Source organism: Streptomyces yokosukanensis, assembly GCF_001514035.1.
Taxonomy (GTDB): domain Bacteria; phylum Actinomycetota; class Actinomycetes; order Streptomycetales; family Streptomycetaceae; genus Streptomyces; species Streptomyces yokosukanensis.
Genome location: NZ_KQ948206.1, coordinates 314,976 through 330,896, shown reverse-complemented (window position 1 = coordinate 330,896; position 15,921 = coordinate 314,976). Strand labels below are relative to the sequence as shown.

Annotated in this window: 14 protein-coding genes and 1 pseudogene; 7 read left to right on the top strand and 8 right to left on the bottom strand. The window is 70.8% G+C overall.

What is annotated here, in order from left to right:
- Positions 1-30: 30 nt before the first annotated feature.
- Together AQI95_RS01525 and AQI95_RS01520 are read left to right on the top strand one after the other, a co-directional pair.
- On the top strand, positions 31-1,116 hold the full coding sequence (locus tag AQI95_RS01525; RefSeq protein ID WP_079070980.1) for a GlxA family transcriptional regulator: 1,086 nt from the start codon (positions 31-33) through the stop codon (positions 1,114-1,116).
- 56 nt (positions 1,117-1,172) lie between these two features.
- On the top strand, positions 1,173-1,667 hold the full coding sequence (locus AQI95_RS01520) for an LURP-one-related/scramblase family protein (protein WP_067115936.1): 495 nt from the start codon (positions 1,173-1,175) through the stop codon (positions 1,665-1,667).
- A gap of 40 nt (positions 1,668-1,707) precedes the next feature.
- On the opposite strand, the pseudogene AQI95_RS01515 reads toward AQI95_RS01520, so the two are convergent.
- Positions 1,708-2,520: pseudogene (locus tag AQI95_RS01515) on the bottom strand (carbon-nitrogen family hydrolase); the annotation flags it as partial.
- Positions 2,521-2,735: 215 nt separating this feature from the next.
- Here AQI95_RS01515 and AQI95_RS01510 point away from each other — a divergent pair.
- Positions 2,736-3,560, top strand: coding sequence for a maleylpyruvate isomerase family mycothiol-dependent enzyme (locus AQI95_RS01510; RefSeq protein WP_067115935.1), 825 nt, complete (start codon positions 2,736-2,738; stop codon positions 3,558-3,560).
- A gap of 73 nt (positions 3,561-3,633) precedes the next feature.
- Here AQI95_RS01510 and AQI95_RS01505 read toward each other — a convergent pair whose 3' ends face one another.
- Positions 3,634-4,941, bottom strand: coding sequence for an MFS transporter (locus AQI95_RS01505; RefSeq protein ID WP_067115932.1), 1,308 nt, complete (start codon positions 4,939-4,941; stop codon positions 3,634-3,636).
- A complete protein-coding gene (locus AQI95_RS01500; protein WP_067116962.1) occupies positions 4,938-5,612 on the bottom strand; it encodes a GntR family transcriptional regulator in 675 nt (224 codons plus the stop codon). The genes AQI95_RS01505 and AQI95_RS01500 overlap by 4 nt, the downstream gene beginning before the upstream one ends.
- A 189-nt stretch (positions 5,613-5,801) precedes the next feature.
- On the opposite strand from AQI95_RS01500, the gene AQI95_RS01495 reads away from it, so the two are divergent.
- The 3 genes from AQI95_RS01495 to AQI95_RS01485 all read left to right on the top strand — a co-directional run bounded on the left by AQI95_RS01495 (position 5,802) and on the right by AQI95_RS01485 (position 8,190).
- Entirely contained in the window at positions 5,802-6,713 is a 912-nt protein-coding gene (locus tag AQI95_RS01495; protein ID WP_067115929.1) for a D-alanyl-D-alanine carboxypeptidase family protein, read from the top strand.
- A gap of 102 nt (positions 6,714-6,815) precedes the next feature.
- Entirely contained in the window at positions 6,816-7,166 is a 351-nt protein-coding gene (locus AQI95_RS01490) for a GntR family transcriptional regulator (RefSeq protein WP_067115925.1), read from the top strand.
- 19 nt (positions 7,167-7,185) lie between these two features.
- Positions 7,186-8,190: a DUF1648 domain-containing protein gene (locus tag AQI95_RS01485; RefSeq protein ID WP_107121518.1), complete on the top strand. Its 1,005-nt coding sequence runs from the start codon at positions 7,186-7,188 to the stop codon at positions 8,188-8,190.
- A 308-nt stretch (positions 8,191-8,498) separates the two neighbouring features.
- Here AQI95_RS01485 and AQI95_RS01480 read toward each other — a convergent pair whose 3' ends face one another.
- The 5 genes from AQI95_RS01480 to pdhA form a co-directional block, all read right to left on the bottom strand.
- Entirely contained in the window at positions 8,499-9,083 is a 585-nt protein-coding gene (locus AQI95_RS01480; RefSeq protein WP_244188586.1) for a hypothetical protein, read from the bottom strand.
- A 378-nt stretch (positions 9,084-9,461) separates the two neighbouring features.
- Positions 9,462-11,114, bottom strand: coding sequence for a murein biosynthesis integral membrane protein MurJ (gene murJ, locus AQI95_RS01475; protein ID WP_067115918.1), 1,653 nt, complete (start codon positions 11,112-11,114; stop codon positions 9,462-9,464).
- 129 nt (positions 11,115-11,243) lie between these two features.
- Positions 11,244-12,641, bottom strand: a complete 1,398-nt coding sequence (locus AQI95_RS01470) for a dihydrolipoamide acetyltransferase family protein (protein ID WP_067115915.1) — start codon at positions 12,639-12,641, stop codon at positions 11,244-11,246.
- Between the two features lie 10 nt (positions 12,642-12,651).
- Positions 12,652-13,629, bottom strand: coding sequence for an alpha-ketoacid dehydrogenase subunit beta (locus AQI95_RS01465; RefSeq protein ID WP_067115913.1), 978 nt, complete (start codon positions 13,627-13,629; stop codon positions 12,652-12,654).
- A gap of 1 nt (position 13,630) precedes the next feature.
- The gene (gene pdhA, locus AQI95_RS01460) at positions 13,631-14,887 is read right to left on the bottom strand and encodes a pyruvate dehydrogenase (acetyl-transferring) E1 component subunit alpha (protein ID WP_067115911.1); all 1,257 of its coding nucleotides are present in this window, start codon (positions 14,885-14,887) and stop codon (positions 13,631-13,633) included.
- A gap of 322 nt (positions 14,888-15,209) precedes the next feature.
- Here pdhA and AQI95_RS01455 point away from each other — a divergent pair, with 322 nt between their 5' ends.
- Positions 15,210-15,896: a response regulator gene (locus AQI95_RS01455; RefSeq protein WP_067116956.1), complete on the top strand. Its 687-nt coding sequence runs from the start codon at positions 15,210-15,212 to the stop codon at positions 15,894-15,896.
- Positions 15,897-15,921: the final 25 nt, after the last annotated feature.

Below are 15,921 nucleotides of genomic sequence, written 5' to 3'. Positions count from 1 at the left end.
CAGCCGCCGTACGAGTGCTAGGAATCGCACATGCCGCAAGAATCCTCTCACCAGCGCCCGCAACCGGCTCAGCGTTCGCATCGCGCTCATCGGGCTCGGCGTCCGCTTCGGACGCATCGGGTCGCCGTGATCGTCGACGAGGGCACCAACCCCTTCGAGGTCGGGGTCGCCACCGAACTGTTCGGTCTGCCCAGGCCCGAACTGGACGTCCAGGGGCCGCTGTACGAGGTGACGCTGTGCACGCCCGGCCGCGGGGTGCGGATGAACCACGGCTTCTTCACCCTGACCGGCGTGCCCGGACTGGAGGCGGCGGACGAGGCCGACACCCTCGTCGTACCGGGCCGCCCCGACAACGTCGTACCGCGCGGTGCCGACGTCCTGGACGCCATCCGGCGCACCCACGCGCGCGGGGCCCGTGTCATCAGCTTCTGCACCGGCAGCTTCGCCCTCGCCGAGGCCGGACTGCTCGACGGCCGGCGGGCCACCACGCACTGGATGTGGGCGGACGTCTTCCGGGAGCTGCATCCCCAGGTGCTGCTGGAACCCGACGTGCTGTTCGTGGACGAGGGCGACGTCCTCACCGCCGCCGGCAGCGCCGCCGCGCTCGACCTCGGCCTGCACGTCTGGCGGCGCGACCACGGCGCCGAACTCGCGGCCGCCGTCTCGCGGCGCCTCGTCTTCGCCGCCCACCGGGACGGCGGGCAGCGGCAGTTCGTGGAGCGTCCGGTGCCCGAGGTGCCCGACGAGTCGCTCGGCCCGCTGCTGGCCTGGGCGCAGCAACGGCTGGGCGAGCCGCTGACGGTGGCGGACCTGGCCGCCCGCGCGGCCGTCAGCCCCGCCACCCTGCACCGCCGCTTCCGCTCCCAGCTGGGGACGACGCCGCTGGCCTGGCTCACCGGTGAGCGGGTGGCGCTGGCGTGCCGGCTGATCGAGCGGGGCGAGGAGCGCCTCGACGTCGTCGCGGCGCGCAGCGGACTGGGTACGGCGGCCAATCTGCGGGCCCGGCTGCGCCGGGAGACGGGCCTGAGCCCGTCGGACTACCGGCGCCGCTTCGGCCCCCGGTCCCCGCTCCCTCCGTCCCCGCTCCTTGCGACCCCGCTCCTTCCGTCCCCGTGACGGTCGCCTTCCTCCGGCTCTGTGATGATCACGCCGTGGCGGGGAACGGTACCCGCATGAGACTCCTCGTACGCGACCGGCTCCTCGGCATCGGTGACGACTACTGGATCGAGGACGAGCACGGCCGGAAGGTGTTCCTCGTCGACGGCAAGGCCATGCGGCTGCGCGACACCTTCCAGCTGAAGGACGCCCACGGACGCGTCCTGATCGACATCCACCAGAAGATGCTCGCCCTGCGCGACACCATGGTGATCGAGCGGGACGGCGAGGGCCTTGCCACCATCAGGCGCAAACGGCTGTCCCTGCTGCGCAACCACTACCGGGTGTCCTTGGCCGAGGGCACCGAGCTGGACGTCAGCGGCAAGATCCTCGACCACGAGTTCGCCATCGAGTACGACGGTGAACTCCTCGCGGTGATCTCCCGGCGCTGGCTGCACCTGAGGGACACGTACGGCGTCGACATCGTGCGCGACGACGCGGATCCGGCCCTGCTCATCGCGGTGGCGGTGTGTGTGATCCACCTGGCGCAGAAGGAGCGGGAGGACCACTGAGGGAGCCCGGCCCGATCCCGGATGCGGGCAGGCCCTGGCGTTGCGGCGGCTCCAGGCCCAGTACGCGGTCCTTCAGCGCCGGGAACTGCTCGCGGGTCGTCGCCACCTTCGCCGGGTCGAAGTCGACCGTGAGGACCTCCTCGTCCGGGCCCGCCTCGGCGAGCACCTCGCCCCAGGGATCCACCACGATCGAGTGACCCGCCTGCGGAACTCCCGCATGGGTCCCGGCCGTTCCACAGGCGAGCACGAACGCCTGGTTCTCCACCGCCCGCGCCTGAGCCAGCAGCGTCCAGTGCGCGCGTCGCCGCTCGGGCCAGCCCGCCGGGATCACCAGCGTCTCGGCGCCGGCGTCGACCAGGGAGCGGAAGAGTTCGGGGAAACGGAGGTCGTAGCAGGTGGCCACGCCGAGCGTGGTCCCGGGCAGCCGGACCGTCACGAGGTCCCGCCCGGCGCCCATCAGCACGGCCTCGCCCTTGTCGAAGCCGAAGCGATGGATCTTGCGGTAGACGGCGGCCAGCTCACCGGAGGGGGAGAAGACGAGAGAGGTGTTGTAGAGCGGCCCGTCCGCCGTGGCGGAGCCGGTGCCGGACACGGCCCGCTCGGGAATCGACCCGGCGTGCAGCCACACGCCCGCGTCGCTCGCGGCCTTGGCCATCGTCTCGTACGTCGGCCCTTCGAGCGGCTCGGCCTCGGGGCCGAACTCCTCGTAGGCGAAGGCGCCCGTCGTCCACAGCTCGGGCAGGACGACGAGATCTGCCCCGGCCTGCTGCCGGACCAGCGCGGCCGCCCGTTGCCGCCGGGAGTCGACCGATTCATCCTCGTTCACGGCAATCTGGATCAGCGAGGCGCGCACACTACCACCGTCCTGGCATTCGAGTCGTCCACACAGGCCTACGATCGTCACACGAAAGCACTGCCGGGGTGCCTGCAAGCAGCGTAACTTGGGGGTCCCCACGGTTCGAGCGCAGCCGAGAACTGGGGGAGGCTCAGACGCCGCCGCCGCGCCGACGCCCGCTGGCAACGCCGCCACAACCTGCCCGTGTACCGACCGCCGAGGGGTCCCGTTCCGTGAGTCTGCATCCCACCCTCCAGCCCTACGCCGACGCCTGGACGCACTCCATCGAAGCGATATCCGAGATGGTCCAGTCGCTCGCGGACGGCGAGTGGAACCGGCGGACCCCGTGCCCCGGCTGGTCCGTGCGGGACATCGTGTCCCATGTGATCGGCATGGACTGCGAGATGCTCGGCGACCCGCGTCCGATCCACTCGCTCCCGCGTGACCTCTTCCACGTCACCACCGAGTACCAGCGGTACATGGAGATGCAGGTCGACGTCCGCCGCCACCACACGGCGCCGGAGATGACGGCCGAGCTGGAGTACACGGTCATCCGCCGCAACCGCCAGCTCCGCAACGAGTCCCGCGACCCCGGCGCCACGGTGCGTGGCCCGCTGGGCACGGAGATCACGGTGGAACAGGCCTACCGGACCCGGGCCTTCGACGTGTGGGTGCACGAGCAGGACCTGCGTACGGCCCTCGGCCGCCCCGGCAACCTGGACTCGCCCGGCGCTCATGTCGTGCGGGACGTCCTTCTCGAAGCGCTCCCCAAGGTCGTCGCGAAGGACGCGGAAGCGCCGCGCAGTTCGGCGATCGTCTTCGACGTGCACGGCCCGGTGGAGTTCCTGCGCACGATCCGCGTCGACATCCAGGGCCGCGGCAGCCTGGAAACCGCCCCGGCCCTCGGCCCGGCCGCCACCCTCACCCTCGACTGGGAGACCTACGTCCGCCTCGCCTGCGGCCGCGTCACCCCGGAGGCGGTGGCGGACCGCGTCAAGACGGAGGGCGACCCGGACCTGACGACGGCGATCCTGAACCACTTCGCGGTGACGCCGTAGTCGTTCAGGGCGGTGGCGGGGGTCCGGGCCCCCGTGACGCCCGCGATGGGGCCCGCACCGGCGCAGCGCGCTGTCACGCGGGCACGTGCACCGTTTCCACCCGGCTGGCCACCAACCGCTCGCGCTCCCGCTGGGCCGCACGCCCGCGGAGCCGCAGGATCTGGGACACCCCGAGCGCCTGCAGCACGAACACCGCGCTGAAGGCCGTGTCGTAGTCGTCCCCGGTCGCGTCCAGCAGCACCCCGATCGCGAACAGCGTCGTCATCGAGGCGATGAAGCCACCCATGTTGGTGATGCCGGACGCGGTCCCCTGTCGCTCGGGCGGGTTGGCCGGCCGTGCGAAGTCGAAACCGAGCATCGAGGCCGGCCCGCACGCGCCCAGCACCGAGCACAGCACCACCAGCAGCCACATCGGCGCCTGCGCGCCGGGGTACGCCAGCGTCGCCGCCCACAGCAGCGCGGTCGCCCCCACCGTGCCCAGGGCCAGCGGCAGCCGCGCCGCGTGGTGCCGGGCGACGATCTGGCCGTAGACCAGCCCGATCACCATGTTGGACAGGACGACGAGGGTGAGCAGTTCGCCGGCCGTGGTCCGGCTCAGCCCCTGCGCCTGGACCAGGAACGGCAGACCCCACAGCAGCAGGAAGACCATCGCCGGGAACTGGGTGGTGAAGTGCACCCACAGTCCGAGGCGGGTGCCGGGCTCCCGCCAGGCCGCCGCGATCTGCCGGCGGACGTAGGCCGCGCCCTGGTGCGGGGACGGCTCGGGCTCGAAGCCCTCGGGGTGGTCCTTCAGGAACAGCAGCGTCAGCACGAGGACGACGACACCCGCGAGCGCGCTGCCGGCGAACGCCGGGGTCCAGCCGATGCCGTGCAGCAGCCGGGCGAGGACCAGGGTGGAGACCAGGTTGCCCGCCATGCCGACCAGTCCCGCGAACTGGGCGACCAGCGGGCCGCGCCGGGCCGGGAACCAGCGGGTGCCCAGCCGCAGCACGCTGATGAAGGTCATCGCGTCACCGCAGCCCAGCAGGGCGCGGGAGGCGAGGGCGGTGCCGTAGGACGGGGAGAAGGCGAAACCCAGCTGTCCGGCCGTGAACAGCACGGCGCCGATGCTCAGCACCTTCTTGGTGCCGAGCCGGTCGACCAGCAGGCCGACGGGTATCTGCATGCCGGCGTAGACCAGCAGCTGAAGTATGGAGAACGTCGACAGGGCGGAGGCGTTGACATGGAAGCGATCCGCCGCGTCCAGTCCCGCCACACCCAACGACGTACGGAAAATGACGGCGACGAAGTAGACGGCGACGCCTATGGACCACACGGTGACGGCGCGTCGGCCGCCCGGCGGATCACCCGGAAGAGTGACGTTCCGCGCCGGGCTGCTCATCGGACCTCACCCCGGGCGAGGTGCTCGAACCAGCTCACGTGCCGGTGCACGACCTCGACGGCCGCCTCCGCGTCCCCGGCGCGCAGCGCGTCCAGTATCTCCTCGTGCTCGGCGAGCGTCTTGGCGATCCGGTCGGGGTGGGAGTGCATGACGGCGACGCCCATCCGCAGCTGCCGGTCGCGCAGTTGGTCGTAGAGCCGGGACAGGATCTCGTTGCCGCCGCTGCGCACGATCTCGGCGTGGAAGGAGCGGTCGGTGACCGCGGCCGCGGCCAGGTCACCCGCGGCGGCCTGCGTCTTCTGCAGCTCCAGCAGCTCGGTCAGCCGCTGGAGCAGGCCGGGCGGGGCGGGTACGGCCTTGCGGGCGGCGTGCTCCTCGACCAGCTGGCGGGTCTCCACCACGTCGGCGATCTCCTGCGCGGAGACGGGCAGCACCAGGGCGCCCTTCTTCGGGTAGAGCCGGATCAGACCCTCGACCTCCAGCCGCAGCAGCGCTTCCCGCACGGGCGTGCGCGAGACGCCGACGGCCTCGGCCAGTTCGCCCTCGGTGAGCAGGGTGCCGCCCTCGTAGAGACGGCCCAGGACGCCCTGTTTGACGTGGGCGTACACGCGATCGGCGGCGGGCGGCGGCTTCTCGTGCCGGCGGGTGGTCTGCTGTACGGCCGTCTTCATGCCCACAGGATAGATACAACACGTACGCATACGGCAGCGACGTCCAGCATCCGGACGTGACCGATTTCGCCCGCAGCAGCCGCACAACCTTCTGTGCTACTTACGTGTCTCACACGTGCGGTCCTCTGCTCCTGCCACCTCAACTCGGCCGCACTCCAGGGGCATTCAACACAATCGGGGTACATCACTTTGATTACCGGCATTAAGGGCACCCGCAGCACGCGCATCCGCAGAGCCGCCGCCGTCGCCGTCACCTCCGGCGCACTGCTCGCCACCGGCGCTCTCGCCGCGGCGCCCGCGCAGGCCGTCACGGCGCCCTCGATCGTGGCCGCCGGCGGCTACGTGATGAACAACGCGAGCGGCACGACGCTCTACACCAAGGCGGCGGACACCAAGCGCTCCACCGGTTCCACCACCAAGATCATGACTGCCAAGGTCGTGCTCGCGCAGTCGAACCTCAACCTCGACAAAAAGGTGACGATCCAGAAGGCGTACAGCGACTACGTCGTCAAGAACAACGCCTCCCAGGCGCACCTGATCGTCGGCGACAAGGTCACCGTCCGCCAGCTGCTGTACGGCCTGATGCTGCCGTCCGGCTGCGACGCCGCCTACGCGCTCGCCGACACCTACGGTTCGGGCTCCACCCGCGACGCGCGCGTGAAGAACTTCATCGGCAAGATGAACACCGCCGCCAAGAGCCTGGGCCTGAAGAACACGACCTTCGACTCGTTCGACGGCATCGGCAACGGCAACAACTTCTCGACGCCGCGCGACCTGACGAAGATCGCCAGCAGCGCGATGAAGAACTCCACGTTCCGCGCGATCGTGAAGACGAAGTCGTACACCGCGAAGACCGTCACCAAGACGGGCGGCACCCGCACGATGAGCACGTGGACGAACACCAACGGGCTCCTCAGCAGCTACAGCGGCACCATCGGCGTGAAGACCGGTTCCGGCCCGGAGGCCAAGTACTGCCTGGTCTTCGCCGCGACCCGGAACGGCAAGACGGTCATCGGCACCGTCCTCGCCTCCACCTCCATCCCCCAGCGCGAGGCGGACGCCAAGAAGCTGCTCAGCTACGGCTTCGCCAAGCTCGGCTGACACACCCTCGGCACCCCACGGGCCCGTCGCGACACGCGGCGGGCCCGTTCTGCTGTCCGCCCTCACGACAATGAAGCTGATGGTGCTAGTGTCATTGGCACCATGCTGCTGCGTCTGGACAAGACCGACACCCGCCCGCTGCACGAGCAGGTCGCGGCGGCGATCCGGCGGGCCGTCGCCGAGGGCGAGTGCCGCCCCGGCGACCGGCTGCCCTCGGCCCGCGATCTCTCCGCGACCCTGGACATCAACGTCAACACCGTCCTGCGCGGCCTGCGTGAACTGCGGGACGAGGGCCTGCTGGAGTTCCGCCGGGGCCGCGGGATCAGCGTCGCCGAGGGGGCGCCGGCACGCTCCGGACTGCAGATCAAGGTGCGGGAGCTGATCGCGGAGGCATCCCGGCTCGGCTACAGCCGCACCGACCTCATCGACATGATCCGGGGGACGACCACATGACGAACGGGAACACGACGCGATGACGACCGGGGGACACGCAGCCGCACCCAACGGGGGCGGCGGCAAAGGCGGCCACGGCCGCGCCGCGCGCTGGGTGCGCGCGGGATCCGTCGCGGCCGTCGCGGCACTGCTCGCCGCCCTGCCCTGGGCCGCCCACGGCCGACTGCCCGACCGGCTGGCGACCCACTGGAGCGGCGGTGACACTCCCGACGGCTCGATGCCGCTATGGGCGGCCGCCCTGTTCCCGGCCGGTTTCTGGCTGCTGATCGCCGTCGCGGTGAGCGTGCGTTGGCGCTGCTCCTGGCCGGCCGTACGCCCATGGCGGGCGCTCGCGCTGGCGCCCACGGCGACGGTCCTCGTCGGCGCGCAGGCGTCCGTCGTCCGCGCGAATCTCGACCGCACGGACTGGCACGCGGCCCGCGAGCCCGCCCTGGACATCGTGCTGATCCTGGCGTCGGCGGCGGTCGCCGGAGTGGTGGCCTGGCTGTCGAGCACCCGTTCCACCCCCACGCCGGCCACCCCCGCCCCTGAACTCAGACTGCCCGAGGGCCAGCGGCTGGTGTGGTTCTCCCGCACCGCCAACCCCTGGCTGCAACTGGTGGCCACGCTGACCGGCCTGATCGCCGCCGGAGCCCTGGTGGCCCTGGCCGTCGGTCTGGCCCGACCCTCCGGGCTGTGGCCCGTGTGCGCGGTCTGCGCCGTCGCCTCGCTCGCCGGCGCCGCCTTCTCCTCCGTCCAGGCGAAGGTGTCGGAAGCGGGCCTGGAGGTGTCGTTCGGTCCGCTCGGCTGGCCGACCCGCCGCTGGTCCCCGGCCGCCATCGAGTCCGCCCGCGCCGAACACCGGCTGCCGTCCCAGGTCGGCGGCTGGGGCTACCGCCTCAGCGGCCTCGGCACGACGGTCATGCTCCGCGCCGGCGACTGTCTGGTCATACGCCCCCGTGGCCGCCACGCGGACTTCGCGGTGAGCGTGGACGACGCCGAGCGGGGCGCGGCCCTGCTGAACGCACTGCGCCGGCAGGGCTGAGCCGCCATGGACGTCCGGGGGGGAGGACGACGGCGACACAGCGCCCTGGGACACGGCCGCCGCCGGTCCGGGCCGCGCAGGGCGGGGACGCGCTGGCCATGGACGAGTTGCTCACGCTGGTGACGCCCTATGTGACCCGGCTGCCGCCGTATTCGGCGAGATGCAGCCGCGTCCCGCGGACGTCGAGCAGGCGGTGCCCGGCGCGCTCGTCCTTCGGCAGTGGACGCTCGGTGTGCGGTGCCATGCCTGGCCCCTCTCGGCCGGTGCGGTCCCCTGCCGGGTCCGCATCGCCGGGGCAGGAGTCGGGGTCAGTGCGAAAGGTTCCCTCCTTCTCTCTGTGCCTTGGCGTCCTTCGCCGGGAGCTGGTCGTAGGTCTTGAAGGTGTACGAGGCGTCGTACGACAGCAGGTTCCCCGTGGCGGACGGCAGGCCGAGCCGTCGGTCGAGGGGGCCGGCGAGCGGTCCGCAGTGTTCGGTCGCCGGGGCCGTGAACGTGTCGTCGTACGCCGAGAATTCGATCACCGGGGGATCCTGGGAGACCCACTTCGAGGGGCCCGAGCGCTTCAGCTGGAAGTCGAGGGGATCGCCGGCCCCGATGGCGCAGCCGTGCGGCACCAACGGGCCGACGAGCCGGAAGCGAAGGCTGAACTGCCCGGTGTAGAAGTCCGACCGGCCGCCGTACTCCGGCTGTATCGCCAGCCCGAGGACGGCCGTGCGATCGCCTGCGGGGGTGCCGGTCAGCCCTCCCGGTACGGCGGTGGGGGAGCTGTGCATCGCACCCCACACCTGCCCGTTGCTTCTGTCCGGCAGCGGGCCTTCGGCATGCGTCATGGTGATCGGGGCGAGGTTCACCGCGACCTTCCCGACGGTCAACCGAGGGGCGGCCGTGTGCACTTCGCATCTCCATCGGGTCGGGTCGACGCCGTCGGGGAGAGCGGGGCAGTCCCCGAAGTCGGTCGTGGACGGCGAAGCAGTGGCGGAAGAGGGTGAGGAAGAAGGGAGCGAGGAGGGAGCCGTTGCTGACGGGGAGGGGGCGCCGGGCGTGGCGGACGCGGTTCCCGGCCCGCACAGCGCCGCCGTAACGGCGAGGGCGGCGGCGGTTCCCGCGAGGCCGGCGACACGGCGGACGGGGGTGGAACCGAGGCGGGGAGCAGCGGATTTCGTCATGTCACCAGCGTGCCGCCGTAGCCGCTCCACCACCATCCGTGACATCCCCGACCCGGCCCCGACCGGACCCTGATGCGTCATCAGGGATCAGCCGGACCGGTGCTGTCAGCCGAATCCCGGAATCCGTCGGAGCTCGGCGACCTTCAGCATCCTGGCCAGCACCAGATAGACGAGGGCGAGGACGAGCGTGCCGGCCGTGGTGGTCAGGATCTCCCCCGCCGTGCCGTCCCCCAGCACACCGGCGCAGCCCCGCGCCGCCGCCCAGCCCGCCACGGCACCGACGCCACCGGCGCACAGCAGCCGGGCGTAGGTCCCGCGCAGGGTGCCGTCGTCGAGCCGGCCGCCGGTGCGCCGGGCCAGCAGCCGGGCGGTGAGGACGAGTCCGGCGAAGTAGGAGACGGTGTAGGCACCGGCCATGCCCGTCACCGCCCAGCGCGCGGGCAGCAGCAGATGGCAGGCGGTGGCGAGCGCGATGTTGACGACGCCGATCCACACGGCCGTGAAGAGCGGCGTACGGGTGTCCTCGACGGCGTAGAAGCCGCGCAGCAGCAGGTACTGCGCCGAGAACGGGATCAGTCCGAGCCCGAAGGCCTGGAGCATGTGGCCGAGGGGCTGGGCGGTGGCGGCGTCGGCCGCGCCATGGGCGAAGAGGAGGACGGCGATGTCCGGTCCGAGCGCGGTGAAGAGGAAGGCGGCCGGGACGATGGCGACTGCGCTGACCCGCAGCGCCCGGGAGAGATCGGCGCGCAGATCGCCGATCCGCCCCTCGGCCGCCGCCTTGCTCATACGTGGCAGCAGCGCGGTGACCAGCGAGACGGTGACGATGGACTGGGGCAGCATCCAGATGGTCTGCGCATAGCTGTACGCCGTGTAGCCGATGCCTGCCGTCGGCAGCCGCGCGTCGGCGGCATTGGCGTAGTGGGTGACGACGGTGAGGGCGACCAGGTTGGTCAGCACGAACATCAGCGTCCACTTCGCCGCGTGGATCCCGGAGCCGAGTCCCGTGCCGCGCCAGTCGAAACGGGGCCGGAACCGGAAGCCGGCGGCGCGGGCGAACGGGATGAGCGCGAGAGCCTGTACGGCGATCCCGAGGGTCGTACCGACACCGAGCCAGCGGACCTGGGTGCCGGTGACGTCGGCGACGGAGCGGGGGACGGTCATCATCCCGAGATAGACGCCGAACATGGCGACGAGGACGACGTTGTTGAGCACGGGCGTCCACATCATGGCGCCGAACTTCTCGCGGGCATTGAGTACTTGGCCGTAGATGGCGAACAGTCCGTAGAAGAAGATCTGCGGCAGCAGAAACCGGGCGAAGACGACGGTCAGCCGGAACGCGTCGTGCTCCTTGGGGGTGTCCCGGATGTACAGGCTGACGATCTCGGGCGCCGCCCAGACAGCCAGCACGGTCCCGACGGCCAGGACGCTGACGACGAGGGTCACGAGCCGCTGCTCGTACGCCCGCCCGCCGTCGGCGTGCGTGGCCCGGGCGCGCACCAGCTGCGGCACCAGTACGGCGTTCAGCGCACCGCCGATCAACAGGGTGTACAGGCTGGTCGGCACGGTGTTGGCCGTGTTGTACGTGGTGGCGAGCAGCCCGGTGCCGAGCGCGGCCCCCTGCAGTACCTGCCGGACCAGCCCGCTCGCCCGCGAGACGACGGTCCCCCCGGCCATGAGCACGGAGGCCCGCCCGGCCCCGCCGCGCCCCGCCGCCCGAGGCTTCACACGCCGACCTGTGGTCTTCTCCCCCGTCACCATGCCGTAAATCTACGGCAGTTGTGACAACAAGATCGCATGCGGAAACCGGGCCTCAATGGAAGAGGGGACGGTCGCACGTCGTAGGTGCGTCCGTCCCCTCAGCGCTTCGAGGCTTGCTGCCCGGCGCCGTCAGGCCCAGGTGATCAGCCTCTTCGGCTGCTCCAGGATCGCCGCCACGTCTGCCAGGACCTTCGAGCCCAGCTCGCCGTCGACCAGGCGGTGGTCGAAGCTCAGCGCCAGGGTGGTCACCTGGCGCGGCTTGACCTTGCCCTTGTGCACCCACGGCTGGAGCTTGATCGCGCCGATCGCGATGATCGCCGACTCCCCGGGGTTGAGGATCGGCGTACCGGTGTCGACACCGAAGACGCCGACGTTGGTGATCGTCACCGTGCCGCCCTGCATCGCGGCCGGGGACGTCTTGCCCTCGCGGGCCGTCGTCACCAGTTCACCGAGGGCCTCGGCCAGTTGCGGGAGCGTCTTGGCGTGCGCGTCCTTGATGTTCGGCACGATCAGACCGCGCGGGGTGGCCGCCGCGATGCCCAGGTTGACGTAGTGCTTGTGCACGATCTCCTGGTTCGCCTCGTCCCAGGACGCGTTGATGTCCGGGTTGCGCTTGATGGCGACCAGCAGGGCCTTGGCGACCAGCAGCAGCGGGTTGACCCGCAGGCCCTGCATTTCCTTGTCCTGCTTCAGCTCCTCGACCAGCTTCATCGTCCGGGTCACGTCCACCGTCACGAACTCCGTGACATGCGGTGCCGTGAACGCCGAGCCGACCATCGCCGTCGCCGTCGCCTTGCGGACACCCTTGACCGGGACACGGGTCTCGCGCGCACCGTCGTACGACGCGACCGGTGCCTGCGGCACGGCGGGCACGGCGACCGCGGGGGCCTGCTCGATCGTCCCGGCCGGCTGCGGCGTGGCCGCCGCGTGGATGTCCTCGCGCGTGATGACACCGTCCGGGCCGGACGGGGTGACCGTGGCCAGGTCGACGCCGAGGTCCTTGGCCAGCTTGCGCACCGGTGGCTTCGCGAGCGGGCGGGGCTTCTCGGCGACCGTGCCGTGGCCGTGGCCGTTCAGCTCGGTCTGGATCGCCTGGGCCGCCGCCGGGACGCCGGCCTCGGTGCTCTTGCGGGGGCGGCGCTTGGTGGAGGACGTGGCCACGCCGTACCCGACGAGGACCGGCTGGCGGCCCTCCGGCTTCGGCTCCTCCGCCACGGTGACGGGTGCCGCCTTCGGCTGCTCGGCCGGTGCCTCGGCCGCCGCGCCGCCCGCCAGGTCCACGGCGATGATGGCCGTGCCCACGTCCACCGTGGTGCCCTCGGGGAAGTGCAGCGCGCGGACCACGCCGTCGTAGGGGATGGGCAGTTCGACGGCCGCCTTGGCGGTCTCGACCTCGCACACCACCTGGCCGTCGGTGACCGTGTCACCCGGCTGGACATACCACTTGAGGATCTCGGCCTCGGTGAGTCCCTCGCCGACGTCCGGCATCTTGAACTCGCGTACGGACGCTTCCGTCATCGTCGTCACGACCCTCTCCTCAGAACGCCAGCGAGCGGTCGACGGCGTCGAGCACGCGGTCCAGGTCCGGCAGGTACTCCTCCTCCAGGCGGGCCGGCGGGTACGGGGCGTGGTAACCGCCCACCCGCAAGACCGGGGCCTCCAGGTGGTAGAAGCAGCGCTCGGTGATCCTGGCGGCGATCTCCCCGCCGGAGCCGAAGAACACCGGCGCCTCATGCACCACGACCAGGTGGCGGGTCTTCTCCACCGATGCCTGGATGGCGTCGAAGTCCAGCGGGGAGACCGAGCGCAGGTCCAGGACCTCCAGGGACTTGCCCTCCTCGGCCGCCGCGTCCGCGGCCTCCTGGCACAGCTTCACCATCGGGCCGTAGGCGGCCAGGGTGAGGTCGGTGCCCGCGCGGACGACCTGGGCCTTGTGCAGCGGGGCCGGGATCGCCTCGGCATCCACCTCGGCCTTGTCCCAGTAACGCCGCTTGGGCTCGAAGTAGATCACCGGGTCGTCGCTCTGGATGGCCTGCTGCATCATCCAGTACGCGTCGGAGGCGTTCGACGGGGAGACGACCTTCAGGCCCGCCACGTGCGCGAACAGGGCTTCAGGGGATTCCGAGTGGTGCTCGACCGCGCCGATACCGCCGCCGTAGGGGATGCGGACGACGACCGGCATCTTGACCTTGCCCAGCGAACGCGCGTGCATCTTCGCGAGCTGGGTGACGATCTGGTCGTAGGCCGGGAAGACGAAGCCGTCGAACTGGATCTCCACCACCGGGCGGTAGCCGCGCAGGGCCAGGCCGATCGCCGTGCCCACGATGCCGGACTCCGCCAGCGGGGTGTCGATGACGCGGCTCTCGCCGAAGTCCTTCTGCAGGCCGTCCGTCACCCGGAACACGCCGCCGAGCTTGCCGACGTCCTCGCCCATGACCAGGACCTTGGGGTCCTCCTCCAGGGCACGACGCAGCGATTCGTTGATGGCCTTCGCCATCGCCATCTTCTCGGCCATCTCAGCGACCCCCTTCAGCTGCGTCCGCGAACGACGCCTGGTAGGCGGCGAACTGCGCTCGCTCCTCGTCGACGAGCGCGTGCCCGTCCGCGTACACGTTCTCGAAGATCGCGAAGTGGTCCGGGTCCGGCATGGCACGGACCGCTTCGCGCACTCGCCTGCCCAACGTCTCGGACTCGGCCTCGAGTTCCGCGAAGAATCCGTCGTCCGCGTGGTTTGAAGTCTCCAGGTACCGGCGAAGGCGCAGGATCGGGTCCTTCGCCTCCCAGGCGGCACGCTCGTCGTCGCCCCGGTAGCGGCTGGGGTCGTCGGAAGTGGTGTGGGCGCCCATGCGGTAGGTGTAGGCCTCGACCAGGGTGGGGCCCTCGCCGCTGCGGGCGCGCTCCAGCGCCCACTTGGTGACCGCCAGGCAGGCGAGGACGTCGTTGCCGTCGACGCGTACGCCGGGGAAGCCGAAGCCCTGTGCCCGCTGGTAGAGCGGCACCCGGCTCTGCTTCTCGGTCGGTTCGGAGATCGCCCACTGGTTGTTCTGGCAGAAGAACACCACGGGGGCGTTGTAGACCGCGGAGAAGGTGAACGACTCGGCGACGTCGCCCTGGCTGCTCGCGCCGTCGCCGAAGTAGGCGATCACGGCGCTGTCCGCGCCGTCCTTGGTGATGCCCATCGCGTAGCCGGTGGCGTGCAGCGCCTGGGAGCCGATGACGATGGTGTACAGGTGGAAGTTGTTGCTGTTCGGGTCCCAGCCGCCGTTGTTCACGCCGCGGAACATGCCGAGCAGGTTGGTCGGGTCGACCCCGCGGCACCAGGCGACGCCGTGCTCGCGGTAGGTCGGGAAGACGTAGTCGTCGTCGCGCAGGGCCCGGCCGGAGCCGATCTGGGCGGCCTCCTGGCCCAGCAGGGAGGCCCACAGACCCAGTTCGCCCTGGCGCTGGAGGGCGGTGGCCTCGGCGTCGAAGCGGCGGGTGAGCACCATGTCGCGGTACAGGCCGCGCAGGTCTTCGGGGGTGACGCCGGCGACGTAGGCGTCGTACTCGGCGTTCTTGACCCGCTTGCCCTCGGGCGTCAGCAGCTGTACGAGCTGCGGTTCGGCGCTCGTCTTCGCCGCGGCGCGGGTGGTGCGCTTGGTGCCGGTGGCTCCGGACGCGTTCCCGGCCGTGCCGGTCTTCGACCCGGTGGTGCCGGTCTTGCTGCCGGTGGTGCCGGCCTTGCCTGCGGCGCTGCGTCGCGGCTTGCGCGCGGCACTGCTGTCCACGGTCACGTGTGCTCCTCCGTCGTTCCGGCCCCCGGGGTTGCCGGTAGGCCAGTGCGGCTCACCTGTCTCGACCACCGGGCACGGGGTGGGTGCCACTCGGCCGGGAACAGGCGTGACAGGTGCCCCGGCGAGCGCCCTGCAACCATCACGTTACCCAGTGCTCCACATTTCTGTGAAACCCCACCTGACCTGCGATTTTGCTTGGATTTCCAAGTAAATCGAGAAGGTGCGCAAGCGTGCTGGTCACAGCCTTGCGAAAGGCCGGAGCAACCGCACGTTATCCCGCTGACCCAGGTCACGGGAAGAGTTTGTGTGTGAGACTGACTTCGTGCGCGAAGAGGGAAAAATCAGGGTATTCCTCCTCGATGACCACGAGGTGGTCCGCCGGGGAGTCCACGAGATGCTCTCCGTGGAGCCGGACATCGAGGTGGTCGGCGAGGCCGGCACGGCGGCCGACGCACTGGTACGCATTCCGGCCACCCGACCCGACGTGGCGGTGCTGGACGTACGGCTGCCGGACGGCAGCGGGGTCGAGGTGTGCCGGGAGGTCCGCTCCACGGACGAGACGGTGCGGTGCCTGATGCTGACCTCGTTCGCGGACGACGAGGCACTGTTCGACGCGATCATGGCCGGCGCCTCGGGGTACGTCCTGAAGGCGATCCGCGGCAACGAACTGCTGCAGGCGGTGCGGGACGTCGCCGCCGGGAAATCCCTGCTGGATCCGGTCGCCACCGCGCGCGTGCTGGAGCGGCTGCGCGACGGCGGCCCCACGCGCACGGACGACAAGCTCGCGCAGCTCACCGAGCAGGAACGGAAAATCCTCGACCTGATCGGCGAAGGACTCACCAACCGCCAGATCGGCGAGCGATTGCATCTGGCCGAGAAAACGATCAAGAATTACGTTTCGAGTCTGCTTTCCAAACTCGGTATGCAGCGCCGCTCCCAGGCCGCCGCTTATGTCGCCCGCATGCAGGCGGAAAAGAGCGGAAGCGGCGGCAGTAACGGAAATCTTTGATAAAGCCTGCCGCGTGCGACATGCC

Coding starts and splice junctions, on each gene's coding strand:
- AQI95_RS01525 (WP_079070980.1), top strand. CDS start 31: ATGCCGCAAGAATCCTCTCACCAGCGCCCGCAACCGGCTCAGCGTTCG.
- AQI95_RS01520 (WP_067115936.1), top strand. CDS start 1,173: ATGAGACTCCTCGTACGCGACCGGCTCCTCGGCATCGGTGACGACTAC.
- AQI95_RS01505 (WP_067115932.1), bottom strand. CDS start 4,941: ATGAGCAGCCCGGCGCGGAACGTCACTCTTCCGGGTGATCCGCCGGGC.
- AQI95_RS01500 (WP_067116962.1), bottom strand. CDS start 5,612: ATGAAGACGGCCGTACAGCAGACCACCCGCCGGCACGAGAAGCCGCCG.
- AQI95_RS01490 (WP_067115925.1), top strand. CDS start 6,816: ATGCTGCTGCGTCTGGACAAGACCGACACCCGCCCGCTGCACGAGCAG.
- AQI95_RS01485 (WP_107121518.1), top strand. CDS start 7,186: ATGACGACCGGGGGACACGCAGCCGCACCCAACGGGGGCGGCGGCAAA.
- murJ (WP_067115918.1), bottom strand. CDS start 11,114: ATGGTGACGGGGGAGAAGACCACAGGTCGGCGTGTGAAGCCTCGGGCG.
- AQI95_RS01465 (WP_067115913.1), bottom strand. CDS start 13,629: ATGGCCGAGAAGATGGCGATGGCGAAGGCCATCAACGAATCGCTGCGT.